9 protein-coding genes and 3 pseudogenes are annotated in these 26180 nt (G+C 59.1%); 8 read left to right on the top strand and 4 right to left on the bottom strand.

Features of this window, described 5'->3' with window-relative positions:
- Nucleotides 1–363: 363 nt before the first annotated feature.
- The 5 genes from HRU71_05150 (at nucleotide 364) to HRU71_05130 (ending at nucleotide 17990) form a co-directional block, all read left to right on the top strand.
- Complete coding sequence (locus HRU71_05150) at nucleotides 364–7293, top strand: proprotein convertase P-domain-containing protein (GenBank protein QOJ02910.1); 6930 nt, start codon at nucleotides 364–366, stop codon at nucleotides 7291–7293.
- A 148-nt stretch (nucleotides 7294–7441) separates the two neighbouring features.
- Nucleotides 7442–12670 (top strand): HYR domain-containing protein, encoded by a 5229-nt coding sequence (locus HRU71_05145; GenBank protein ID QOJ02909.1) that lies wholly within the window; start codon nucleotides 7442–7444, stop codon nucleotides 12668–12670.
- 159 nt (nucleotides 12671–12829) lie between these two features.
- Entirely contained in the window at nucleotides 12830–16300 is a 3471-nt protein-coding gene (locus tag HRU71_05140) for an HYR domain-containing protein (protein QOJ02908.1), read from the top strand.
- 322 nt (nucleotides 16301–16622) lie between these two features.
- The gene (locus HRU71_05135) at nucleotides 16623–17207 is read left to right on the top strand and encodes a hypothetical protein (protein QOJ02907.1); all 585 of its coding nucleotides are present in this window, start codon (nucleotides 16623–16625) and stop codon (nucleotides 17205–17207) included.
- A gap of 111 nt (nucleotides 17208–17318) precedes the next feature.
- Nucleotides 17319–17990 carry a hypothetical protein gene (locus tag HRU71_05130; GenBank protein ID QOJ02906.1) on the top strand — a complete coding sequence of 224 codons (672 nt, stop codon included), beginning with the start codon at nucleotides 17319–17321 and terminating at the stop codon, nucleotides 17988–17990.
- A 114-nt stretch (nucleotides 17991–18104) separates the two neighbouring features.
- Here HRU71_05130 and HRU71_05125 read toward each other — a convergent pair.
- Nucleotides 18105–18308 (bottom strand): annotated as a pseudogene (locus tag HRU71_05125) (transposase).
- Between the two features lie 22 nt (nucleotides 18309–18330).
- Here HRU71_05125 and HRU71_05120 point away from each other — a divergent pair.
- From HRU71_05120 to HRU71_05110, 3 genes are all read left to right on the top strand, one after another.
- The gene (locus HRU71_05120) at nucleotides 18331–18705 is read left to right on the top strand and encodes a transposase (protein ID QOJ02905.1); all 375 of its coding nucleotides are present in this window, start codon (nucleotides 18331–18333) and stop codon (nucleotides 18703–18705) included.
- A 497-nt stretch (nucleotides 18706–19202) separates the two neighbouring features.
- Nucleotides 19203–21452 carry a right-handed parallel beta-helix repeat-containing protein gene (locus tag HRU71_05115; GenBank protein ID QOJ02904.1) on the top strand — a complete coding sequence of 750 codons (2250 nt, stop codon included), beginning with the start codon at nucleotides 19203–19205 and terminating at the stop codon, nucleotides 21450–21452.
- A 201-nt stretch (nucleotides 21453–21653) separates the two neighbouring features.
- Nucleotides 21654–22322 (top strand): transposase, encoded by a 669-nt coding sequence (locus HRU71_05110; GenBank protein ID QOJ02903.1) that lies wholly within the window; start codon nucleotides 21654–21656, stop codon nucleotides 22320–22322.
- Between the two features lie 226 nt (nucleotides 22323–22548).
- Here HRU71_05110 and HRU71_05105 read toward each other — a convergent pair whose 3' ends face one another.
- The 3 genes and pseudogenes from HRU71_05105 to HRU71_05095 form a co-directional block, all read right to left on the bottom strand.
- Nucleotides 22549–23010 carry a hypothetical protein gene (locus HRU71_05105; protein ID QOJ02902.1) on the bottom strand — a complete coding sequence of 154 codons (462 nt, stop codon included), beginning with the start codon at nucleotides 23008–23010 and terminating at the stop codon, nucleotides 22549–22551.
- A gap of 889 nt (nucleotides 23011–23899) precedes the next feature.
- Nucleotides 23900–24981 (bottom strand): annotated as a pseudogene (locus tag HRU71_05100) (IS3 family transposase).
- Nucleotides 24982–25268: 287 nt separating this feature from the next.
- Nucleotides 25269–26113, bottom strand: a pseudogene (locus HRU71_05095) (ATP-binding protein).
- Between the last annotated feature and the right edge of the window lie 67 nt (nucleotides 26114–26180).

The following is a 26180-nucleotide window of genomic DNA, read 5'->3' as shown; positions in this document are numbered from 1 at the left end:
CCAAGCGATATGAGTCAATCGCTAAGAGAGTAAAGTAGTGTTCTTAACTCATATCTGTTTGGACTAATTGCAAAGCTGGGCGAGGATCGTCGTTCGCCGCGACCGTAGTGAGTCCGCGCGCGATTCCGGGAGCATTTCGATCAGGGCGCAAACGGGCGGTCTTCAGAGTCTTGCAGATGCGGTTCGCCAAGAGGGTCAAAGACCATGAATCCATATCGCGTCGGCTGTTGTAATGGCATCCGGTCCCGAATTGCACGAATTGTTCATCCCATCACACTGATTACGCCATTTCTTTTCGCCGGATTCCCATCAACTCTCCCCGCGCAACACCCGGAAGCATCGGGACCGCAGAAACAGCCACCCGTGGCGGCATTGCCGGCCGGCGAACTCGACCCAAGCCTCATTGTGGATGGTCTTGAAGCAGTCATCGCGGCGGAATATCGGCTGGGCGAACCATTCAGCGATTCCGCGCGCGCTCCGGCCCCGGATGCGATCTACTCGAATGTGACAAACTTCACTGGCGCGTTTGTGGCGATCGGCGGGGCGGATGCAACGACGGCAGGCACGCTGCTTCGCAACACGCGCCTCCTTGCGGACGATGTCCAGTGCATCGCCGGGAGCCCGGGCGATCGGATCACCGAATTGCGATTCAGTGTGGCCAATGGAAACCCAGTCACGCTTTCGTGTCGGCCGCAACTTCGATTCTTTGCGGATGAAAGCGGCAGTCCAGGCACCTTTCTTGGCGGTTACAACTTCAATGCGATCTCATTCACCGCGAACAACCTGGTGATTCTTACTTTCGCGATTCCGGATGCGAGCCAGACAATCGTTATTCCGCCAAGCGGAAAACTCTGGGTAGGAACGATCTTTCAATCAAACGGAAACGTCAGTCCAACTGTTGGCGGCCAACTGAACAACATGGGCGTCGGCTTGTACTCCCCGGTTGATCTCGGAGTCAATGCCAATCTCGATTTTCTGACAACTTTGGGCGGTGGAAACGGCGTTGCAAGCCCATTCGTGAGCAACAATCCGGCCGGTACGGTCTTCATCGCCCCTTACGCCCAGCCCGCTCGACACGGTTACGAGCTTGTTTCGGTTCGCCGCGGGTGCTGTCTCGGCTCGGCGAACGGCTGTGTGGCAAATGCGGTTACCGAGAAGACATGTGTCGCCCAAGGCGGGCTCGCGTGGAATCCGGCGGGAACGTCGTGCGTCGATGGCTATGCGGGAACGGCAGGCATTCCGGCGGGCATCCCTGACAATGTGCCGGCAGGCGGCATTACACGATCGTTGACGATTACGGATTCTTTCACGATTACGGACCTCAATCTGCGATTCCGAATGGTCCATACGTGGTATGGCGATGTGATCATGCGATTGCGGCACGTCGATACCGGGACGCAGATTACGGTCATTCCCGGTGCTTCAAGTAGCAGTTCCGATTTCGGCTCTGCGAACTGGTACGTGTTGGACGATCAGGCGGCGACGACGATCGACGCCGCGGCGACAGCGGCTGGAGGCGGGACCAACGCCATTCCGAGCGGCCGATATCGACCGATGAACCTGCTTTCGGCGTTTCATGGCCAGAACGCATCGGGAACATGGGAGTTGTATGTCGCGGACGATGCGTCCGGAGACGCGGGGACACTGAATGGTTGGGGCCTCGAGATTGCGGGGAAGCCCAGTCCTTGTACCTCCGAGCCAGTGGGAGCTTGCTGCATCGGTGAAACCTGCACCCAGACAACGCAGGCCGGCTGCGCGGGCACGTGGACGGCGGGCGTGATTTGCGACGGCCCGCAGACGTATTCCGCTTCGCCGTCTGTTTCTATTCCCGACATCAACCCGACAGGCGTCTCAAGCACCATCACCGTCACGGACTCCTTTGCAATTACAGACGCCAATGTTCGGCTGCAAGTGACCCATACATGGGTTGGCGATTTGATCGTCCGGCTCTCGCACAACGGCGGCACGCCGGTGACGATTGTCGATCGGCCGGGCTTTACGGGCACCGGCTTTGGCTGCAATCAGCCGAATTACAACAATGTGATCCTTGACGATCAGGGAAGCGGCGGTGCGATTGAGACAATCTGCCTTGCGAACCTGACATCGCCCCCGAACTACACGCCCAACAATCCGTTGAGCGCATTCAACGGTGAGAATTCCAGCGGCACATGGACGCTGACGATCTCCGACAATGCCAGCGGTGATACTGGTACGCTTGTTTCCTGGTCCATCATACTCGACGGCGCGCCAAACCCCTGCGCCCCCGCGACGGGTGCCTGCTGCACCGGCACGGGTTGCGTAGTCATGACCGAAGCCGACTGTGGCGCTGCCAACGGCTACTATTATGGCGATGACGAGGCTTGTCCCAATCTGGATGACGGCGATGACTGCACAACAGACAGTTGCGATCCTTCGAACGGCGATGTTGTTCATACGCCGATCGATTGCAACGACGATGATCCATGTACGCAGGACTCCTGCGACAACGGCAACTGTTTGAATGTTTTCCAGGATGCCGACGGCGACGGCGTTTGTGATGCAAACGACGTTTGCCCAGGCCACGACGACAGCGCCGACGCAGATGGGGACAGCACGCCCGATGGTTGCGACGGCTGCCCGAATGATCCTGACAAGACCGCGCCTGGCGTTTGCGGTTGCGGCGTGAATGATGTCGATTCCGACGGCGACGGCACCGCGGACTGCAACGACAACTGCCCGAGCGATCCCGACAAGATTGAGCCTGGTCAGTGCGGATGCGGGTTCCCCGACACGGACACAGACGGCGACGGCACCGCGGACTGTAACGACAACTGCCCGAGCGATCCCGACAAAATTGCGCCAGGTGCTTGCGGTTGCGGCGTGAGTGATGTCGATTCCGACGGCGACGGCACTGCGGACTGCAACGACAACTGCCCGAGCGATCCCGACAAGATCGAGCCTGGTCAGTGCGGATGCGGGTTCCCCGACACGGACACAGACGGCGACGGCACCGCGGACTGCAACGACAACTGCCCGAGCGATCCCGACAAAATTGCGCCAGGTGCTTGCGGCTGCGGCGTGAGCGACTTGGATTCCGACGGCGATGGAACGGCTGACTGCAACGACGGCTGCCCGGCCGACCCGGAAAAGATTACACCCGGCCAGTGCGGTTGTGGCGCAGTGGATACGGACACGGATGGCGACGGCACTGCCGACTGCAACGACGGTTGTCCGAACGATCCTGATAAGACGACGGCTGGTCAGTGTGGCTGCGGCGTCGCCGATACGGATACGGATTCGGATGGGACTGCCGACTGCAATGACAACTGTGCGTTGGTTCCCAACTCCGGTCAGCAGGATACCGACCGCGACGGAGTCGGCGACGTTTGTGACAATTGCCCGTCCACGCCCAATCCCGGGCAGGAAGATTCCAACAACAACAATGTGGGAGACGTGTGTGAAGGCGATGTTTGCCCGACGTGTCCCGGCAATACGCTGATCGTGGTGAACTCTCAACTCGCTCGGACGATTACACCCAATACGTGCGTCAGCATCGGCGAGGATCAGGTCATCGTCGAACTTTGGGCGGCGAATGTTGTGCCTCCGGGTGCCACCGGCTTCCAGGCATTCCTGGAATTTGAGGCAGGGAAGCTCGCATACAATGGCGCCGACAGCAGCTACGGCGGCTCGTTCCCGCTTCACGTCCAACCAATCGCATCCGCGGAAGTGCAACCGGGCAACCTGAATCTGGACGGATCGCTGAACCTGGCAAGCAATCCGCCGGGTCTGACCGGCAACATTCTGCTCGCGACACTTGTCTTTGACGTGATCGATGCGGGCTGGCCGGAGTGCACGACCACAGCGGTGATCTTCCGGACGTTTGGCCCGTTCGTCTCCGAATTGAGCTATCAGGGATCACCGGTCAGCGGACCGCCGACCAGTCTCGTCATATCACCGGAGTATTCTCGCGATGTCACGGCGCCTGCCATCCTTTGCTCGGCCGATGACGCCAGCGTAGACGCCGGCTGTGCGGCGAGCGTGAGCTTCAGTGCGACCATTACCGACAATTGCTGTCTTAATGAGGGGGATGTCTCGGCGACGGCCATGTTGCTGACGGGCAACGCCATGATTGGCGCGATCACCTACTCGACATCTCAAGTCGGCCCGACCGAAGTGCAAGTCACGGGTATCGTTCCCGTATCGCTCCTGACAAGCTGCCCGGCAACCGTGAAAGTGTCGGTCATGGCAGTCGATTGCTGCGGCAACGACGCCAAGATCTGCGAAGCCACGGCAAATGTGAATGATGCGATTGCACCGGTCATTGCCTGTCCGGCCGACGCAACCATCGAGTGCAGCGATTCGACTGCGCCATCCAACACCGGCATGGCGAGCGCGACGGACAATTGCCCCGGCCTTGTTGACATCACCTGGTCCGATCAGATCACCCCCGGCGCGTGCGCGTCCAACAAGACGATCGAGCGAACATGGATCGCGACCGATGCCTGCGGCAACACGGACACATGCGTTCAGACCATCACCGTGCAGGATACGACGGCGCCGACCATTGTGTGCTCGGCGACCGGAGCGAGCGTGGACAGTGAATGCGAGGCGGTAGTGCTGTTCTCTGCTACCGCGACGGACAATTGCTGCATCAGTGCGGATGATGTTCACGTTTCCATTAGCAACCCAAGCAACAATGCGATGCTCGGGGCAGCAACCATCAACAAGGTCCAGGTGGACGGCAATACCGTGCAGATCACCGGCAGTATCCCGGTCTCCGCGCTGACCAGTTGTCCAGCGACGATTCAAATCGAAGTCACCGGCGAAGACTGCTGCGGCCATGCGGCGGACTTGTGCATTACGACGGTCGATGTGACTGACACCATTGCACCGGTAATCACCTGCCCCGCCGATACGACCGTCGAGTGCGGTGCATCCACTCTGCCCGCAGCGACCGGTCAGGCCTCTGCGACGGACAATTGCGCCGGCATCGTGGGCATCATCTACAGCGATCAGATCAACCCCAGCGCCTGCACACCCGCCTACGAGATCGTGAGGACTTGGACCGCCATCGATTCCTGCAACAACTCGTCGTCATGCGAGCAGTTGATTCATGTGGTCGACACGACGGCACCAACCATTTCCTGCTCGATAACCGGCGGCAGTGCCGATTCGGGCTGTGAGTATCTCGTCAGTTTCTCGGCGGCTGTGGCGGACAATTGCTGCATCTTCGCGGATGCGGTCAGCGTGGCGGTGGTGCTCTCGACCGGCAATGCCACATTAGGCGATCCGGATATCACGGTGACCCAGATTGATCCGACACACATTGCTGTCAGCGGCACCGTTCTCGTATCGGCGTTGTCGAGTTGCCCGGCCACGGTGGAGCTCACCGTGGAAGCGAATGACTGTTGTGGCAACGCCGCTCTGACCTGCTCGGAATCGGCTGATGTGAATGACGTCACGCCGCCGTTGATCACTTGTCCACCCGCGGCGACCGTTGAATGCAACACGTCTGTTTCTCCGGGCGTGACGGGTACTCCGACCGTGAGCGACAATTGCGACGATGGCGTGAGCGTCTCGAGTTCGGATGTCACAACCGCCGGCGTGATTACGTCGCCGGCAGGATGGGTCTTCTTCAGTCAGAACACCGCGTCGGGCGCGCTGGTGGCCGGCCCCGCAGCACCCCCGATTGGCATCGGCAGCTTCCATATGCCCACGGGTTCCGGCAACGGAGCCGGACTGGGCGGGAAGACATGGCTGGCAACATCGCAGCACTCGGGCCTGTTGTTGAGCGCGCTGACGGCATTCAGATACAGCACGTACGTCAGTCCGAGTTCGCTTGCCGCGCCGCACTTGACGACTGCGATCAACCTTTACGTTGACCTGGACGGCAATGGAACGCGCGATACGACGATGGTCTTTGAGCCCGTCTATGCCACGCTGCAGGGGCCTGTGGTTCAGGGCGTCTGGCAGGAGTGGGACGCTCTGACGGCAGAAAACAGCTGGTGGTACACGTCCAACTTCGGGGCACTTACCAATGCACAGAACGAGTTCAAGCCGTTGTCACACTACATCGGCCTCTTCCCGAACGCGAAGATCGTGAACTGGGGGGGAGCCCCGGGCATGAACTTTGTGAGCGGTCAGAATTCCGGCGGCATTTGGACCAATTACGACGGCAACGTCGATAAGGTCGTCGTCAACGGGTCCACGTACGACTTTGAACCCGCCACGCTGTGCAGCGCGACGATCAAGCGAACGTGGACAGCCGAGGATGACTGCGGCAACAGTAATAGTTGTGTTCAGACGATTACCGTGCAGGACACGACAGCGCCGGTCATCAGCTGTCCCGCTTCGATCACGATGAATGCGGATGCGGGAAGTTGCACGGCAGTCGTTGACCCAGGCACGGCAACGGCCACGGACAATTGCGATCCTGACCCCGCCGTGACGGCGACACGCAGCGATAATCAGCCGCTCGGCGCGCCCTATCCGCAGGGCGTGACCACGATCACCTGGAAAGCGACCGATGCCTGCGGAAACATGGTCACGTGCGACCAGACGGTAACGGTCAACGCGTTCAATACGGTGAAAGCGACGATTGTGCTGGAAGGCGTCACGGTGGCTGCGCCTCAAACGCGCTGCATCCGCTTCCGAGCCGACAGTTGTGGTGCGACGATCGCACAGCCGATCACGTTCGGCGACAACGGTGGCGGCGGCGGTTCGTTACGGGCGCTTGATGTCACTTTCGATATTCCGTGTGGCAACTGGACTTCCCTTTGCGCCAAGGATGAACAGCACAGCCTTTGGAATACAACTTCCTTGATCGTTTCTGGTACGGAGTACGAAGCAACGAGCGTCATTGTGCTCAAGAGCGGCGATACCGACAACGACGGAGACGTTGACATCAATGACGTGACGTACTTCATCTTCACGTACGGCGGACCGGAGGGTGTCGGAGGGTGTCCGTGGAACGGAACACGCGGCGCTGACTTCAGCCTGAACGGCAACGTTGGAACCGAGGACTTCACGTTCCTGTCGGCCAATTGGCTGATGGCGACCTCATGCTCGTGCACCACGCTGACAGCTGGCGCGACGGATTCAAAGGTCGCTCCGCAAACGGCGGGCCCGGCGGCGCTAACGCGCATTTCCACAGCGCTTCTGCAACCCGATGTCGCGGCGGCCGCGGATATCAACCGCGACGGCGTGGTGGACGTGAAGGACGTTGAACTGTTTGAGACGGCGAGGGGATTGCCGCACACGCTGTCGCAGCGGATGCGTGTGAATCCATCACAGCGCGCTGTACCGAGGGACTAGTGAGGAGAACCGGCTCGACCGAATCTTCATGTGTGGACCTCCACATGTCGATTCCGGTCGTCCGGCCCATGAAGGATTGAATGAATCGCGTGTTGAATTGACCGCGCCGCTCGAGGCGGCAATGTACCGACTTTCGGGAGGAAACCCCATGACTCGTCGCATTTCACTCGCATTAATCGGCATTGGGCTCCTGGCAGCCGATTTGGTCCAGGCGTCACCAAAGGTTGGCGAAGTTCGACCGGTTGCGTCGTCCGGGAGCGTCGCCGGCCGCACGCCTCCGAAGCTGCTCGTCAGCGGCCTTGAGCAGGACGAACTGGGGAAGCAGACCACGGCAAGCGAATCAGCAGCGGGGCGAAGTGATCGCAAGGCGGGTGTTAATGCGGGACTGCGCGGCGCGCCCGATTATCGACTTGAATTGCACTGGTCTTCCGCGCCCAACGTGTTTGGCGCAGGCACGTTTAACTTCAACGGGTTGAGTCCCTGTTCGACTGGGAACTGGGTGGACAATGCTGAACATGCAGTTCGCAACAATCTTGCTTCCTGTGGCGCGACGACGCGGCGGTACATGAACGTCACCTCGGGACAGACGAGCGCCCGCCAGGCCAGTGTCACGTGCTACAACAGTTGGAACGGTTCGACGACCGATCCGCTCGCCCCCGGCCAATATGGCGAGCGAATGCACTGCGTCTACCACTTTTTCGACGCCAACGGCGGACAGGTCAAACTGGAATACCTCAAGAATATCGAGATTGAGTACACCTACGACGGCGTGAATTACTGCACTTTTACGTTGGGGTGTGACGGGGTTGACTTCAGTGGCGCCACGGTCTTCAACGGTCAAAGTCGCACAGGCTTCATTGGCAGCACCAGGATTACGAGCGGCAATGCCGCGGTCGACGAAATCGTCGGAAGTATCGGGCTGGCGTTTGTGCCGGAGTGCTGCAACAGTTGTCAGGCCGGCACCGAGCAGTGCGAGCTCAACGACCTCATTCTCGATCTGTCTCGTTATTTGTCGCGTTTCGAAGCTCGCATGTCGGTTGACGATGGCGTCAATGCAGTTGTGAATGCGATGGCGGTCGTTGACTTTCAGTCTGCGTTGCGGCTGGAGATCAGCGACACGTGCATCGAAAATGGCCAGAGTCAAACGATTGTTGAAGTCTGGATGCGCAATCTTCGCCAGAACGCGACCGGCTTTCAGGCATTCATCGCGTTTGACGACAGTAAGTTTAATTACAATGGTGGCGCCAGTTCATATACGGCCGCGCCATTTCCCCAGCACATCCAGGGGCTCGCGACCGCCCAGATCGGGACGGGCCTGCTGCGAATTGACGGATCCACGTTGCCGCTGAACCCCGGCACGAATGCGGATGCCAAGCTGGCGACTCTAGTATTTGACGTCGACTCGGGCGGGTGGACGCAATGTGAAACGACGTTCCTCAATTTCACCTCGAATGGTCCCTTCAATAGTGAACTAAGTTTCAACGGGACGCCGATTCCGACGCAGCTTCCGAATTCCGCCTGCATTAAGTACGACACGGTTGCGCCGGTCATCGCATGCCCGGCCGACACGACCGTGCAATGCAATGATTCGATTGATCCCGGCGCAATCATCACGAAGGCTCTGAATGCGTTCAACAGCAATCCGGTACTTGGCCCCACACAGGCACCGGAGGTTTGGTACACAGACCGTTATCCCCCTGCCGGCTTCATCAGTGAATTCTTCGATGGAGACAATCGACTGAAGCACTCCATTTCGGCAAGCGATTGTTCGCCGTGCCGTCCGGGTGGCTTTGGCAGCGCCTTTTACGACACGCAGGGGCGAAAGTATGACATCGCGGGGACGACCATGATGTCAATCGACCTCTATGTGCCGGCAGCTTGGGCAACGACCGGACGCCGCATGGCAGGGTTCTGGGGCACCGGGTTTGATTCAGTGCCCGCGGTTTCATCGTTTCCAATCATTGAGTTCACAAGCCTTGGAGGCACACCGCGATTTCGCGGATGGAACAACGCGGTTGGCGATTGGATCGACATGGGCCTGCCCACCGGCTTCAGCTACGACTCCTGGCACCGGCTCAAGATCGAACTGGTGGGCACGAACTGGCGATACACGGTTGGTGATCTGGTGCTGGTCACATCTGCGACAGGCAGTGTCAACATCGGCAACGTCATTCTTCAGGGGCATAACAATGCGGCGGGCGTGACGTACGACATCTACTGGGACAACTTCAGCTCCATCACGCCGACGCAACCAACCACGGCAACCGACAATTGCGATCCGGATCCTTCCATCACCTATTCCGATTCGCCGGACTTGTCCGGTTGCAATGGCACCGGCACGATTCTGCGAACTTGGACTGCAACGGACGCGTGCGGAAACTTCAGCACGTGCGTTCAGACGATCAACGTGATCGACACGGTGGCGCCGGACATCACCTGTCCGCCGGATACGACGGTCGAATGCGGCGATTCAACCGATCCGGCCGATACCGGCAGCGCGACGGCGATTGATGCCTGCGATCCATCGCCGGTCATTTCCTACAGCGATGCCAGCGCTGGCACATGCCCGCGCCTGATCTCGCGCACTTGGAAGGCAACCGATGCGTGTGGCAACGAAAGCACATGCGTTCAGTTGATCACAGTGCAGGATACGACGGTGCCAACCATCTCGTTCTGTCCGGATGATGTCACGATCGAATGTCATGTAGCGCCGATTCCTGCCAATACGGGAGGACCGGCGACGGCCAGTGACGTCTGCGATCCTTCGCCCGTCGTCAGTTTCACCGATGTCAACAGCCTCGGCGGCTGCAACGGAACCGGAACGATCACGCGGACTTGGATAGCCACGGATGTGTGCGGCAACGTCAGCGCTCCGTGCGTGCAGGTCATCACCGTCGTGGATACGGTTGCGCCGACCTTCACGTTCTGTCCTGAAGACACCACCATCGAGTGCAGCGAATCCACCGTGCCCGGCATACCTTTTGGTACTGCCACGGGTGGAGTGATGATCTATTACAACTCGACCGGGCCGGAAGCGCCGAACAACCAGGCGTACTTCAAGAGCCAGTTCTCTTACGGCAATGCCAACGGTTCGCAGTTCAGCTTCAGCAGCCTGCCGTTGACGGGCTATGGCCCCTTGACGTGGTCGGCTCTTTTTGGGCAGGTTGGTCCTCCGAGCCAATTCGGGTTTGACCTTGAATTGATCACTCCGACGAACAACGGAAGCGTACTGCCGGCAGGACTTACAGCGTATGAGAACACCAATAATGGTGTCTCCGGTCGGCTGGCTGCAGGCGCCGTTCTCTGGAAGATCGCGGACTATAAGGATGGGTCTCCCAGCGGTCCGAGCAATGCGGCGAATGTCGATATCAACAGCCTCATTCGCAGTCCTTCTCCGGGCAATCCGTTCACGGATATCGTCATCACACAGCTTGATGTGTCCCAGTCCGGACCGATCTACACGGCCCAGGTAGCGGGCAAGCTCAAGTCCGACAACATTCTTCATTGGTACACGATTGGCCAGCCGGATACGCCGATGCCCGTGTACGGCCTCAATGGCGAGTTCTATTTCTGGGGCACGCTGACGTATGACAGCACCGGAGACGACGGCAGCGATCGCAAGGACTTCTACGAAGGCACCATCACGATCTCGGCGAATTCGCCCAGTGTCGGATTGGGCTTCGCGCTTGCGACGGACAATTGCACGTTGTTCCCCGTCATTTCGTATGAAGATGAGTACACGGCGGGCGGCGATTGTCCGCCAATCACCGGCACGATCGAGCGAACCTGGAAAGCGACGGATGCCTGCGGCAACTTCTCAACCTGCACGCAGATGATCACCGTCGTGGATTCGACCGCTCCAGTCATTACCTGCCCCGCTGACACGACCATCGAGTGCGGAGAATCGACGCTTCCGTCAAATACGGGCACGGCCAATGCGCTGGACAATTGCGACGATGCACCTGGCGTTGGATACACCGACAGTTCAAGCGGCTCGTGTCCAGAGGTTATCACACGAGTTTGGACCGCGACGGATGCTTGTGGGAATTTTTCGACCTGCACGCAGACGATCACGGTTCAGGATACGACGCCGCCGGTCGTCACTCCGCCGGCTGACCAGACGGTTGAATGCGACGGCGCTGGGAATCTAGCGGCTTTTGAAGCATGGCAGACCGGAGCGACGGCGAGCGATGTGTGTTCCGGCGCGCTGCCCACGGCGTACGTCGAGGATTCCAACGTCCCCGGCTGCGGCGGCACTCGCGTTGTGACGGCGCATTGGACTGCGACGGATGACTGCGGGAACATTGGCAGTTCCGCATCGCGCACCTTCACCATCGCGGACACGACACCGCCAACAGTGGTGTGCCCGGATGACATCGTTGTGAATGCCGATCCGGGCGGCTGTTTTGCCAGCGTTGCCATCGTTGAGGCGACGGGCTCCGACCTTTGTTCCGGTCCGATCACGATCAATGGCGCTCGCGACGATCTTGCCGCATTGACAGATCCGTATCCGCAGGGCGTCACCACGATCACGTGGACCGCGACTGACGAATGCGGGCTGTCGGGGACGTGTGAGCAGACGGTCACTGTAAACGCGGTCAATTCATTCGAGATTCCAGTCTTGCTGGACGGTGTATCGCTCGGATCACCGGTGCAGCGCTGCATCCAGTTCGTACTGAAGGATGCCTCGAGTTGCAACGCCGTGAGCATCGACGTGCAGGTGTCCTTCGACGGTGCAGCGCCTGCGTATGGCCTGGCGACGTTCACGGCCAGTTGCAGCAGCACCGGCTGGCTGGAAATCTGCGCCAAGGACGAGCAGCATACGTTGAGCGACAAGAGGCCGCTCACGATCGCCGGGGGGCCTCCATACTACACATGCTCGCCTCTGCTCTTGCTGGCCGGCGATACCGACAACGACAATGACGTCGATATCAATGACGTCACATTGCTGCTTGTTCAATTCGGTTCGCTCGAGGCGTCAGGCGGGTGCCCGTGGGATGGCACCCGGGGTGCGGACTTCGACCTGAACGGTGCGATTGGATCGCCGGATTACACCGCGCTGAGCGCGAATTGGCTGCAGTACCAGAGTTGCTGTGGCCCATTCGGCTGGCGACTGGTTGCCCCGTCTGATGGGGATCTGGTGCCAGACCTGATCGCCATGCCGTCGAGTCGGATTGTCTCAACCATTGATGTTTCACAGCTGGCTCCGGACGTTGCGGCGCTGGCTGACCTGAACGGCGACCGCGTGATCGATTATCACGACGTTGAGGTCTTCGAATCTCGAATGGGGCTGCCCAACGATTTGTCGACCAGGATGCGGAGCGCCGGACAACCTGCGAACGCGGCGATGACGTCGGAACGGGTTGACGGGAAATAGCGTTGAAAAGAAGGGGCGTTGATTCAAGGCTGCTTTCGGCAAGCGTGATCCAGTTCCGCTTGACCGAAAGCGCCTTGGGTCGATCCTTCCTCAATACAGTCGAGTGAAGACGGCCGGTGTCATGATATGCCCGGAAGTGAATTGGAAGGAGGCTCTCACGTGGGTCGCAAACTCGTTCCATTTTTCGTGTTCGTTTTGAGTGTGGCGGGGAATCAACCGGCGAAAGCCGGTCCTCCGCATTTTGAGGGGTTCGAGAACGCCGGTTTCACGGTTAACACGGTGCCGAACTGGAACAACTTCAACAGCTCGCTCACGCGGGTGGCATCTGGAACTGGCGGCATCACCTCAAAAACGGGCGCTTATCATGCGAGCATTGATTCCACGCTGCTGCCAGCACCTCCAAACGATTACACCGGCGCCTTTACTCGACTTGGAGGGTATAGCTCGACTTTCCCGGCCACCGGATTCAAGGCCTCGCTTGATGTCTACATGAATCTGGATGATCCGGCCGTGCTGAACAACACGTACGGATGGGATCTGTCCTGCGCCGCGAACAATCAGTCGGGCGGACATCGGAGAGACTTCATCTTCCATACGGCCGGATCGCCGGGTCAGATTCTGGTCGGCGCAAGCAACAACACGAACTTTACGAGGCGCAACGATCTTGGCAGCATCAACCACTATGCCATTACTGCATCCGGCTGGTATACCTTTGAATGGGTGTTTCGCAACAACGGCGTCGGCGTTCTGGCTGTGGACCTGAACCTGCGAGACAGCGGCGGGACGCTGCTTTGGACCGAGACCCGCTCCGATGCGAGTGATCTCATTTCAACGGTTGTCGGTGGCAATCGCTATATGTGGTTTACCTTTCTCGAGGTGGAAACCGTCGCGATCGACAACACGCGGCTCAGCAGCGATAACGCATTGAGCCTGGAAATCGTCAACCCCCAGTCCTGCTACAAAGAGGGTGACTCGATCTGTTTTCAGCTAAGAATGTCTAATCTGACGCAGAATGCAACGGGCTTTCAGGCGTTTCTTCAGTTCAATAACACGTTGTTGGCCTTCAACCCGGGCGCGAGCAGTTACACCACGTCACCTTTTCCGGTGCATATCCAAAGCATGGCAAGTGCCGAGATTGCCCCAGGCCAGATTAACCTGGATGGCGCAGCGCCGTTCGTCGGGCCGGGCAGTGGCGGCACCAATCTGGATTCGCTTCTGGCCACGCTTTGCTTCACAGTCAACTCCGGTAACGACGGCTCATCGACGAACTTCGCCTTCCGAACGGTGCCGTCGTTCTTGTCCGAGTTGAGCTTGAATGGAGTTCCGATTGCCACTGCACTGCTGAACTCCCAGAGTTTCTCCATCGACCAGACCCCGCCGGCTATCACGTGCCCAAGCGATGTAACCGTCGATTGCCTGTCACAGGTCCCTCTTCCGGCGACGAACCTGGACGAGTTTATCGCGCTTCCCGGTGCATCGGTCACTGACGCGTGCGGCATGGGGGAGGTGACGCATGCAAGTGATGACTTCGCCGGCAATTGCATGACGGGCGACGTCACCATTACGCGAACTTACCTGGCGACGGACATCGCCGGTCACACGACTCCTTGTGTTCAGTCTATCACCGTGCTTCAGGACAGCACGCCGCCGAGCATCACGTCGGTCCCACCGACCAAGTTCCTCGATTGCCCGGAGGAGATTCCAGACCCCTATACAACGATTGATGAGTTTGAAGCAGATGGCGGCCAGGTAAGCGACACCTGTCATCTTACGATCTTGCTCCATCAGACGTTTCAGCAGGGTACATGCCCACTGCTGATTCTGCGCGTCTATCGCATTTACGACGAATGCGGCAATTTCAGCACCTTCAAGGACGCCATCGTCGTGGATGACAACACGTCGCCGGCAATCGTCGGCTCGGACACGTCCACGGTCGTGGATGAAAACTGTTCCGCCACCGCGACGCTGTCAGCGACCGTGATGGACAATTGCGGCATTACGCCCGCGCAAGTCAGCGTGGGAGTCGCAACCGGATCAAACGCAATCTACGGCGCGCCGGTTGTGGTCAAGACGCCCATCGACGCCAAGACGGTTGAAGTATCAATCTCTGTTCCAGTGTCCGATCTGTCCGGATGCCCGGCAACCGTCACCGCGACGCTGACGGCCATGGACGACTGCGGGAATTCCGCCGGCCCGACGAACTATACGGCATACGTCACCGACGACACGCCGCCGAGCATTGTTTGCGATGTCGTGGGCGGAAACCTGGATGGCTCCTGTGAGCGGCTGGTCACGTATTCAGCGGTTGTTGAGGACAACTGCTGCGTGAATGCAAGTGACATCACGTGCGTGGTCAACACGATGGGAGCGGCTGTGTTTGGTACGCCAAATACCCAGATCGTTCAGAACGGCGCCAACCAGGTGCTCGTGAGCGGTGAAATACTCGTGTCGGAACTCACCTCGTGCCCGGCGACGGTTGAAGTTGTGGTGAACGCCGCGGACTGTTGCGGCAATGCAGCACAAACATGCACCCAATCGGACACGGTTCAAGATGCGTCGCCACCGACGATCAAGTGCCCGGCCGATGTGAATGTGTTCGCAGATGCGGGCGAGTGTCAGGCTTCCGGTGTTGCCTTGGGTGCTCCCGTCGTCGAGGACAACTGTGACGGCAGCCCCGCTGTCGTGGGCGCTCGCAATGACGCGCTGCCGCTGAATGATCCCTATCCCATCGGCACGACCACGATCACCTGGACGGCCACCGATTCCTGTGGCAACAGCGCGGAATGCGATCAATTGGTTGTAGTGCAGCCTAAGAACCTGGTGACTGCCACAATCGAGTTGGTGGGCGTTGTCTTGCCGTCACCCGTTCAACGTTGCATTCGGTTTATTCCTCGCAACGGCTCCAACTGTGGCCCCAGCACCCATGTCAATGTGACCTTCTCCGGTGGGACAGGCCCGAGCGGGCCGTGGGCACAGGGAACCGTTTCCGATTCCGATCTGCAAATACCCTGCGGCGAATGGACCAGCATCTGCGCAAAGGATGAGCAACATACTTTGAGCCATGATTCACTGTTGAGTGATCTTGGCCCGACCTATGCGGCAGCAACGACCCTCTCGCTCCTTGGCGGCGACACGGACAACGACAACGACGTGGACATCAATGACGTGACCCTGCTGCTGGTGCAGTTTGGCAGCATCGCCGGTCCCAACACCTGCCCGTGGGATGGTGTGCGGCATGCCGATTTCAGCGTCAACGGCGTGGTTCTCTCGGAAGACTACGTGTTCCTGTCGGACAACTGGCAGCTCTTCGCCAATTGCTGCAGCGGGAGCGGATGGCCGATCATCGGACCGGAGGACTCCAGTCATTCGCCGGACAAGGCACTTGCCGCACAGGGCAGCCACCATGGCTTTGAATGGCGCATCGCAACGTCACGGCTAAGCCAGTCGGATTCGCAGCGAGCCGACCTGAACCAGGACGGCTATGTAGACGTTGAGGACATTCGCATTTTTGAGCGCACAAACGGATTGGACGGACGACTCTCCCGGTCACTGGACTCGGCGAGCGTCGGGTCGGATGGAGCCATCGGCGCCACGCCGGTTGTTCCGAGGGAGTTGCCCATGCGGAGGTGATGTCACCCGGAAGACAAGAACTGTAGAAGCGGTGATGGAAGTGTGCATCGCGTGCCCGGAGCACGACTTGGGTACCTCCGGAGAGTCCGCGCGCTGACGCAGAATCATTGCGACAACGGTGTATTAATAAAGAAAACCGGCGATCTCCAATGCGCGCACGCATGCGGGATCATGTACAATGGCGATGGTCTTTCCGGCTCACGTGAGGGTTGGCGTGACCCTTAAACCGGGTTGGCTTGGATTGAGGCATTCGACTATGAAAATGAGACAGATTGCAATAGCAGCGGCAGCGGTCTTTGCGGCGGTGCCTGCAAGGGCCGGAATGGTCAACATGAACTTCCTGCCTTCGGCGCAGGTTGTTAACGTCGGCGCGACGGTTTCCATCGACATCCTGCTCCAGGCGGACGGCATCGCAGCGGAGTCGGTTTCAGCTCTGGACGCGATTCTGGACTGGGACCCAACTCTGTTGCAGCTCAACGGCGTGAACAACGCCGCAGCCGGTTACGCATGGTTAGCCGAGGGGTTCCTGCCCGACCCGGATGGCATCAACGCAAGCCTGACAGATGGCAACGCGATCTATACCGCGCTCGGGCAACTTGCATCGCCGGCATTTGCACCGCCGCCGCCGGGATCGTTGGTCGTCACGACCCTCGAGTTCACAGCGCTTGCGGAGACGGCTGGTACCCTCGTCCGATTTGTTCCGAACATGGGTATGTTTGGCAGCACCCAGATCTATGCGGGTTTTGTTCCCAATACGCCGATCACGGGCGACATCAGCAGCACGGCGTTGGTAACGATCATTCCCGAGCCGGCAAGCGTTGCGTGCTTGTTGCTTGCCTTTCAGTTGGCGATTGTCAGGTGGGGACGGATTTCGGCGCACCAGCGTACCTGCACAAAGACCGTCTAACGCACAAGGGTAATGGAGTACAGGAACATGATTCAGTTGCCTCCGCGTGCTACATGGATCGCTCTCATACTTGGATTCTGTTGCGCGGTTGCGCCCAGCACGAACGCAGCAGTGGACCTGCTGCTGACACCCGAATTGCAGATCAAGGCTGCCGGGCAAACCGTCGAGGTTACGCTCAAAGCCCAGTGGAATGGATCGCCCGGACAACAGTTTTCTGCTGTGGATGCCATTCTTAGTTGGGATCCGGCTCACCTGCAATTCACCGGGTTCGATACGAGCACTGCGGGGTATCCATGGTTTATTGCCGACTTCCTTAATGACCCGGACGGAATCAACGCCTCGCTCGCTGACGGCAACGGGCTCTTTACGGCACTGGCCAACCCCGGATCACCGGCCACAGCCCCCGCGGCGCCCGGATCAATTACGATCGCAAGGTTCCATTTCCAGACGCTTTCCGGAACGGCGTCAACGGCCGTACAGTTGCTTCCAACGTTCGGCGTTTTCGGGCGCACGCGCGTGCTTGGTCCAACGGCCGGAAGCGACATTACGGGGAACATTGCATCCATGGCGAATGTGACGATTGTCGCGCCGTGTTCGCCGACGGTCGGCGACGTTAATGGGGACATGTTTATTACGTTTGCGGACATCTCTTCCGCGGTGGATGTTTACCTGGGGTTTGATACCACACCGGCTCACATCGTCGCGGCGGATGCGAACTGCGATGGATTTGCAAATGGATTGGATATCCAGCCATTAGTCAATTACATCTTGCTTTGGCTTTGAGTGAGTTGTTGTCAAATGTCCTTGATGGCTTCGTGATCAGGCGGCGTTTTTCTCGGCCTTTTCCACATTGATAAACTTCATGCCGGCGATGACCTCCTGGAGCAGCGTCGCGCCGTTGAGCAGTCGCCAGTGGTTGGCGGCTGACTCGCACAGCTTGAACACCATCGCCAGGCAGGCCACGCGGCTGCCGTTGCCCTTGGTTCGTCGATGGCGCAGCCGCACCGTTGCGAACGTGCTCTCGATCGGATTCGTCGTCCGCAGGTGTCGCCAGTGTTCGGCCGGGAAGTCGTAGAACGTCAGCAGCACATCGCGATCCCTGGTCAGACCGGCGGCCGTCGGCATGCTGCCCTTCGGTGTCCGCCCGACCATTCAGAGCGACCACGGCTCGTGCTTCATCGCCCGCGAGTTTGCCCAGACCCTGGATGCGATGGCCGTCGGTCACACCCTCATCCGCCCGCACACGCCGACCGACAACGCCGAGATCGAGCGCTGCAATCGGACGATCGGCGAGAAGATCGATGACCAGTTGGCGGCCCTGCGAGAGGCGGGCGAGGACGCGGCAGGAGACTTCGCCGTCGCCACAGGCGTCATCGCCGGCGTGATCGACCACTACAACCATGATCGGCTGCACAGCAGTTTGAACTTCCTGCGGCCGGTGTGGATTATTATCGAGGAAACCCGGAGGCGCTGCTGGCCGAGCGCCGCCGGAAACTGACCACGGCTAGACAACTGCAAAAGCAGGAGAACTTGAACCTCCGCCAACGCCTGCTGCCCTACCCGGCAGCCCAAACCATCCTTAATTCTCAAAGGCGAACGGTCTCACTTTGAGTGAAACATTTCATCGGCGATGAATTCGCTCAACAGAATATTTCGGGAGGACGGATCCAAAGCCTGAATTGTGTATAATTCATGCAGGAGCGGAAAAGACGCATGAGACACTTCATTGGACCATCTCGGCACGCACATCGCCCAGCGTCAGCCATCGTCATCATCTTCGGTTGGCTCGCACCTGCGGCGGGTCTGGCGATGCAAACGCCTACGCCGCACATCAACCCTGTTGTTCACTGCGGCACCCGAGCCGAAGCCATCCCTCAAGGGATCCCTAAGCCGGTCAACCGTCACACCCACACCTCATCGCAATGTCGGCACGATGAATCAAACGAATCGGGAACGATTCCCACAGGCTGTGATGATGGCAGCGTCATTGATCTCTTGATTCTCTATACGACCCAGGCGCGAATCGCGGCTGGGGGATCGTCAATCATCGAAAACTATATTGCCGCCGCCGTGAGTGACGCAAACCTCTCGTTTACCAACAGCCTGATCGATACCCAGCTTCAACTGGTCCACACGGCCGAGGTCGCCTATTCAGAAACCGGCCAAAGCAGCCAGGACGGGCCGGCCCTTCTGGCCGGCAGTGGTGCCTTGGCTCTGGCACACACGTTACGTGAAACACATGCCGCTGACCTCGTCGGGTTGTGGGTCGATACGCTGGAAGTCGGCGGCCGCGTCTTCGCGCCGACGAATCCTTCCGGCAAATCAGGTTTCTTCGAAATGCGCTGGGACAACTGGAATCTTTTTACACTGGCGCACGAAATCGGCCATAACTTGGGTTGCGCCCACGATCCTCCCAATGCTTTTGACGATGCCTACTTTCCCTGGTCTTACGGCTACGTCGACTCGCTCAATCAGTGGCACACCATCATGGCCGTCTTTCAACCCAACCCGACCATCCCTCACTTTTCCAATCCCGCCGTAAACTACCAGGGACGCCCTACGGGCGACGCATCGGCCAACAACGCCGAGACCATCAACCTGACGCGACACATCGTCGCCAATTATCGTCTGCGTGCCGTTGCCGGGCTGCCCAGCGTTCTCCTCGTTCGTGCTACCGCATCCCCCGGCGGCGACGGACTCACCTGGGCCACGGCCTTCAATGATCTGCAACAGGCCATCTGTCAGGCCGTCCGTTCGCGTGGCGACGTTCAGGAAATCTGGATCGCCGAGGGTCAGTACACGCCGGACCTCGGCACGACCCTGAGACAGCTCTCATTTCGATTGCAAAACAACCTCGCCTTGTACGGTGGCTTTGTCGGAAACGAGTCGCAGCGGGATCAGCGCGACCCCGGCGCTCACCTGACGATCCTGACCGGCAATATCGGCTTGCCGGGTGACACGGGGGACAACACCATGCACGTGATCGTCGCGGAAGACGTCAACGCGACCGCCGTGCTGGATGGGGTCATCGTTCGTGACGGCATCGCGGACACGCAGTCCGTCTTCTTCTTCAATCGCGGCGGCGGCATGCGCGTCTTGAACGCCTCGCCGTCCATTACAGATTGCCGTTTTGAGGACAATTCCGCAGGCCAGAACGGTGGCGGACTCTATTGCGACGCGTCCTCTCCGACGATCGCCGAATGTACATTCGAGCAGAACTCCGCGTCGTCCGAAGATTTTCCCGGAGGCGGCGCCATGGCCAATGAAAACGCCAGCGCACCGGTTGTCATCGACTGCCTTTTCATCAACAACCATGCCGATTATGTCGGCGGCGCGGTCACGAATTACAACAGCCCCGCCGTGTTCACCGGTTGTCGATTCGTCGGCAACACCAGCCAATACGGCGGCGCGGTCGAAAACGGCGCAGGCAGTGATAGTGCTTTCCTCAACTGTGGGTTCCATGCCAACGTGGCCGAGTTCCACGGGGGCGCCTTTGATATCATCGGCAGCGGTCCGCTGCTGGCCGGTTGTGTCTTCACGGCCAACACCGCCGTAAACAATTACGGCGGCGCGATGACCACCTTTGCGAACAGCAGTCCCACGATCGTCAATTGCACGATGGTCGGCAACAACGGCGGAGCGTTGGGCGGTGCGATCGCCAATGATTCCAACGGGCCGACGCTGCACAACTGCCTCCTCTGGGAGAACACGGCCGATTTCGGCAATGTCGAGGAGCAGCAAGTCTGGAACTTCGCCGGCCAGACGATGCTGCGCTATTGTACGCTTCAGGGATGGACCGGCGCGCTGGGCGGTATCGGGAATAACGGCTCGGATCCAAAGCTACTCGACCCCGCAGGGCGCGATCAGACGATCGGCACACTCGATGATGACGTCCGCCTCCGCCCCGGTTCCGCTGCGATTGATTCCGGCGACAGCGCGGCCGTGCCCTTCGCATTGATGAGCGACTACGCGGGGGGGCCGCGCCGGATCGATATTCCCGCAATCGCGGATGCCGGCGCAGGTCCCGCGCCGATCGTCGATCGCGGCGCGTATGAATTCACGCCCGCGCAGTGTCAATCCGGTGATCTGAGTGGCGACGGCCTCTTCACCCTTTCGGATGTTCCTTTGTTCGTATCCGCCCTGCTCGGCGCGCCGCCCGATCTTTGTATCGCCGATATGAACAACGACGGCTTCGTCAACGGGCTCGATGTGCGGTCGTTCACCGAGACGATCCTCGCTCCATGACGTTCCAGGGTGCAACGTCCCCAAACCGTTTAGGGCGATACCGTGCAGGTCGTCACTCCTGATGATTGGAGTTCCCCAGTAGATGTGGACCGCGCGGGTCCGCCAGAGCGGATCCAAAATGTCGGAGGGCTTCGTTCTGGGGAATTAAAGGGGACATTCTGAATTATTGACGGGGGCTGGCTCTTCCGCTACAGTGCCTTCATGCCTCGAACTGCTCGCGCCTCGGTCGGCGGTGTTTGTTATCACGTGATCAATCGCGGCAACGGCCGCGCCCGTGTCTTTCACAAGGATCGGGATTTTCAGGCGTTTGTCGAGTTGTTCGCCCCGGCCTGCGAGCGGCTGCCGATGCGAATCTTGGCGTATTGTCTCCTTCCGAATCATTTTCACCTGGTGCTCTGGCCGCGCCACGACGGCGATTTGTCGCGCTGGATGCAATGGCTGATGACCGCGCAGGTCCGGCGCTATCACCAGAGCCACCACAGCAGCGGCCACGTCTGGCAGGGGCGATTCAAGGCGTTTCCGATTCAGCAGGACGGCCACTTGCTCGCGGTGCTGCGATACGTCGAGCGGAATCCGCTGCGGGCCGGATTGGTTCGCGCGGCGGAGAAGTGGCCGTGGTCGAGTTTAGCGGTTAGACTCAATAACATGGGGCCGGCGTGGCTGCATCGCGGGCCGGTCGATCGCCCGCGCGACTGGCTGGCGCGCGTGAATCGCCCGGAGTCGGCGGCGGAGTTGGAGGCGTTGCGACGGTGCATCCGGCGCGGATCGCCGTTCGGCGGCACGACCTGGACACAGCGCACCGCGTCGCGGCTGGGCCTGGAATCCAGCCTTCGCCCCCGCGGCCGCCCCAGAACGGAGACGGAAAAGTAGAATGTCCCCTTTAAAGCCCCTCCACGGTTTCTTACCATCCCGTGATGCGTTTTAAGGGCAGTTTGAGGGCGGCAAGCTACCGAAATCAAAATCAATAGAATTGCGTCGGGCAATTGCTATTGTACAAGCAGCCGTAGCTGGCGGCGTCTAACATGCTGGTCGTGCCTCCTCCGGCCGTTGCAATAAACAACATAACAAAAATCTTTGATCGTGACAGGGTCATTACCTACGGACTGCCCGTGGTAAGAGAGTAGCCGCAATTCTCCAGCAGGCGACGATTGTAGACCATGTTGTCTTCCCAATTGAGATCATCCGAGTAAACCAGGAGCGAATCCACTGACTTGACTGGCTCGCCGGAGAGTCGGCCTACGTACTCCTTTACCAACGCGCCGTGTTTCCAATGGCAACGATCAGGGTTCATGATTGCGTTGGCGGTACTTGGTCGCGTCGTTGACTTTGCGGCCTTCTCGCCGAGTACGAGCAATTTCATTTCCACAAGCTCCTCCCACGACGACGAAAGTCTGCCGTCGTGGGCCTTCGCATAATCTGCGAGCAATCGAGTAAGACGTCGTATGTCCGTATCAACCGTTGCATTCTTGGCAAAATGTCGCCCAATCTGCCCATTGATCACGACTCCAACACACAAAGCAAACAGCACAATCACAGTCATGCGCCATTTTTTAGGCATTTGCATTACTCAGTGCATGCGGCTCATTGTCACGCAGATGATCCACATCTTCACTATTGGCCAACCCTCTGATCCCCCTATTTGTCATTAATCGTAGTTCCGCATTCAGGGCAAACTCGAGAAACTAGCCCTTTTAGGGAATAGCCACACTTCTTGCATTGCAGCCCATCATCTTCATGCATGTCATGTGGCGGGTCCGTAGTGCCTGCTATCAAGTAGCGAATTGCCAAGCCTGTGTAACTGGCCACAATGCCTATGAGTGGGAAAAAAACAAACCCAACGCAAGCACCAGGGCCGCCACCTGCTACAAATATTTGTCCCACTATATTGATCGTTGCTCCAAGCAATATGCCGATCCATGGTGCCCATTTCCTGCCTAAGATTGCTCCGAGTCCGACGGCGCATAGCAGCCCGATCAACTGAATGGCTAATGACGCCTGTTGGCTATTCAAGACATCGCTCCGTGACTCTACTGCCCAGCGTCGTTTTAGCTCTACTTCGCACAAGCGCTAACGAATACAGTCTCGGTATTCTGCCATACGTTTTGTATTGTGAACTGTGTCCCCGGCATCCAACTGAGCATGATATTGTTCAGCCCATTGAAATTGTAAGTGTCCGTTAATCGGTAAGTCATGTTGCAAATAACAAATCCATCGCATTTGCACGGGCACTCAGGGTTGTTCTCAGGTGTTTTCTTTGCTTTTCCTAGGAATGATGTGCAGTCACCCTGACCTTCCCCCTGCCTTTAGTCCACCTGTTATGTTAGTCCAACACCGTTCGAAGCACACGCCGTGGGCGGGCGGAGCGGAGCGAGGGAACCGAGCGGAGCGCAGCCTGCCCACGGCGGCGCGACCGGTTCACCCTCCCTCGCATCCGGCCTGATCGACCACGCCTCCGGCGCCGGTGGCCGATACCCCAACGCGCCGTGCGGCCGCACCGTGTTGTAATGAATCCGCCACCGCTCGATCAGCACCTTCGCCTCGTTGAGCGTGTAGAAGATCTCGCCGCTCAGCAGCTCATCGCCCAGCTTCCCGTTAAAACTCTCCACGTAGCCGTTCTCCCACGGGCTGCCCGGCTCGATGAACAGCGTCTTCACGCCGACCCGGGCCAGCCACTGCCACACCACCTTCGCCGTGAACTCCGGGCCGTTATCACTCCGCAGATGCTCCGGCACGCCGCGCGTCGCAAACAACCACGACAGCCGCTCCAGCACATCATCCGATCTCAGATTCCCGCCACGTCGATCGCCAAACACTCCTGAGTGTACTCATCCACCAGCGTCAGCATCCGGACGGCCGGCCGTCGTGGGTATTCGCCTGCACAAAGTCATACGCCCAGACATGATCCTTGTGCTCCGGCCGAAGCCGAATGCACGAGCCGTCGTTGAGCCACAATCGACCGCGTCGCGGCTGCTTCTTCGGCACCTTCAACCCTCGGCCTTCCAGATTCGCTCGACCCGCTTGTGATTCACCAGCATCCCTTCGTTGCGAATCAATCCCGTGATCCGCGGCGTCCCGTAGCGTCCGTACACTGCCGCCAGTTCGATGATCCGCTGCGTCAGCCGGTCCTCATCCTCACGAACCGATGGAAGAAAACGCTGCGTCGCCCGAGACTGCCCCAGCGCCTTGCAGGCCCGCCTCTCGGATACGCCCAGCTGGTCCACGGCTTCTGGACCGCTCGTCGCCTCCGTTGCGGAATCAAGTTTGGGCGGGCGGCCTCCCGAAGAATCGCCTTGTCTAATTCCGCATCGGCCACCAACCGCTTGAGCCGGGCGTTCTCACGCTCAACTCCTTCAGCCGCCCGCCTGATCGGTCTTGAGTCCGCCGTATTCCTTCCGCCAACGATAGTACGTCTGCTCCGTCACGCCGATCTGCTTGCACGCTCGGGCCACCGTCCGCCCTGCGCGATCAGCACATCCGCCTCTCGAAGCTTGTTGACGATCTCCTCCGGCTTGAACCGCTTCCTGCTCATCACCTTTCCTCCATGATCCAGACCCCGATCCTAACTCAAGACCTGGATCCGTTTCTGGGGGGAAGGTCACCAGTTTGCGACGGCCGAAGCACTGACGTTTGCGAGTTCCGCGATTTCGTAAACACCGATAAGCTGACCTGCCATGAGCGAACCTCCTGTGAACGTAACTCCGCCGTGATGTTAGTGCCGTTCACAGGCGCTGTCATCTATCACTTGAAAACCGGCCACGGGTTATCGAATCAAAACCGGCCAGTGGTTGCTGATATACCTCACTTCAGGGGCTTTGATCAAGCCGTGTTATTTTCTTCATCCTTCTTTTTCGAACGGTTCAGGCTCCGTCCTCGGTCGCCTTCACTGTCGGCGCCGTCCTTCGGGGCGGGCTCGCCATCGGCCTTTTCATCCTTCACGGCCCGGTCTTTGAGGCGGTAACTGCGGCCGGTGATGGTGATGATCTCGGCGTGGTGCAGGGAAGCGGTCGAGGATGGCGGTAGCAGAGGGAACATCCCCGATCAGCTTACCCCAATCCTCCAGCGGCCGGTTGGATGTCATGATGGTGGAGTGGTTTTCGTATCGGCGCATGATGATCTCGAACAGATATTCCCCGCTTCGCTTGGGGAGTTGCTTCATGCCCATGTCGTCGACGATGAGCAGGTCCGGTTTCAAGTATTTCGCCGGTCTTGTCCTCGGCGGCGAAGGCCTCGTCGTGGAGGAAGTCACGGACCACGTCGAAGATGGAGTGGTACAGGACGTAGAAGCCGGCCTTGATGGCCTGATAGCCGATGGCCTGCACCAGATGACTTTTTCCCGTACCCGGCGGACCGAGGATGAGGACGTCCTTGGCCTCGCGGATGAACTTGCACGCGGCCAGGTCGAAGATCTGCTTCTTCCTAATGGCGGGATTGAATTGCCAATCAAAGTCTTCCAGGGTCTTGGGCTCGCGGAAGGCGGCGGCCTTGGTGCGGCGCTTGATGAGGCGATCCTGTCGGACAGCCAGTTCATCCTGAAGGACCAGTTCGAGGAATTCGGCGTGAGACAGGTGGTTCGCCATCGCTTCTTGGAGGCGGACGTCCAGGGAGGGCGTCAAGCCCGAGAGGCGTAACTTCTTCAATGCGGTTTGCAACGCTTCATTCATGGGCAAAGTTCCTTGATCAGAGGTTGATGTTGAAGACAGGCGTGCGATCCGGCCGTATTCGCTGATG

It is taken from the genome of Planctomycetia bacterium (assembly GCA_015200345.1).
In the GTDB taxonomy this organism is placed as follows: domain Bacteria; phylum Planctomycetota; class Phycisphaerae; order UBA1845; family UTPLA1; genus PLA3.
Note: the sequence above shows the minus strand (reverse complement) of the source record. Positions and strands in the feature narration are given on the sequence as shown.

What these genes read in the sequence shown, in the direction of transcription:
- HRU71_05145 (QOJ02909.1), top strand. Translation starts at nt 7,442, where the DNA reads ATGACTCGTCGCATTTCACTCGCATTAATCGGCATTGGGCTCCTGGCA.
- HRU71_05135 (QOJ02907.1), top strand. Translation starts at nt 16,623, where the DNA reads ATGGTCAACATGAACTTCCTGCCTTCGGCGCAGGTTGTTAACGTCGGC.
- HRU71_05120 (QOJ02905.1), top strand. Translation starts at nt 18,331, where the DNA reads ATGCTGCCCTTCGGTGTCCGCCCGACCATTCAGAGCGACCACGGCTCG.
- HRU71_05110 (QOJ02903.1), top strand. Translation starts at nt 21,654, where the DNA reads ATGCCTCGAACTGCTCGCGCCTCGGTCGGCGGTGTTTGTTATCACGTG.
- HRU71_05105 (QOJ02902.1), bottom strand. Translation starts at nt 23,010, where the DNA reads ATGCCTAAAAAATGGCGCATGACTGTGATTGTGCTGTTTGCTTTGTGT.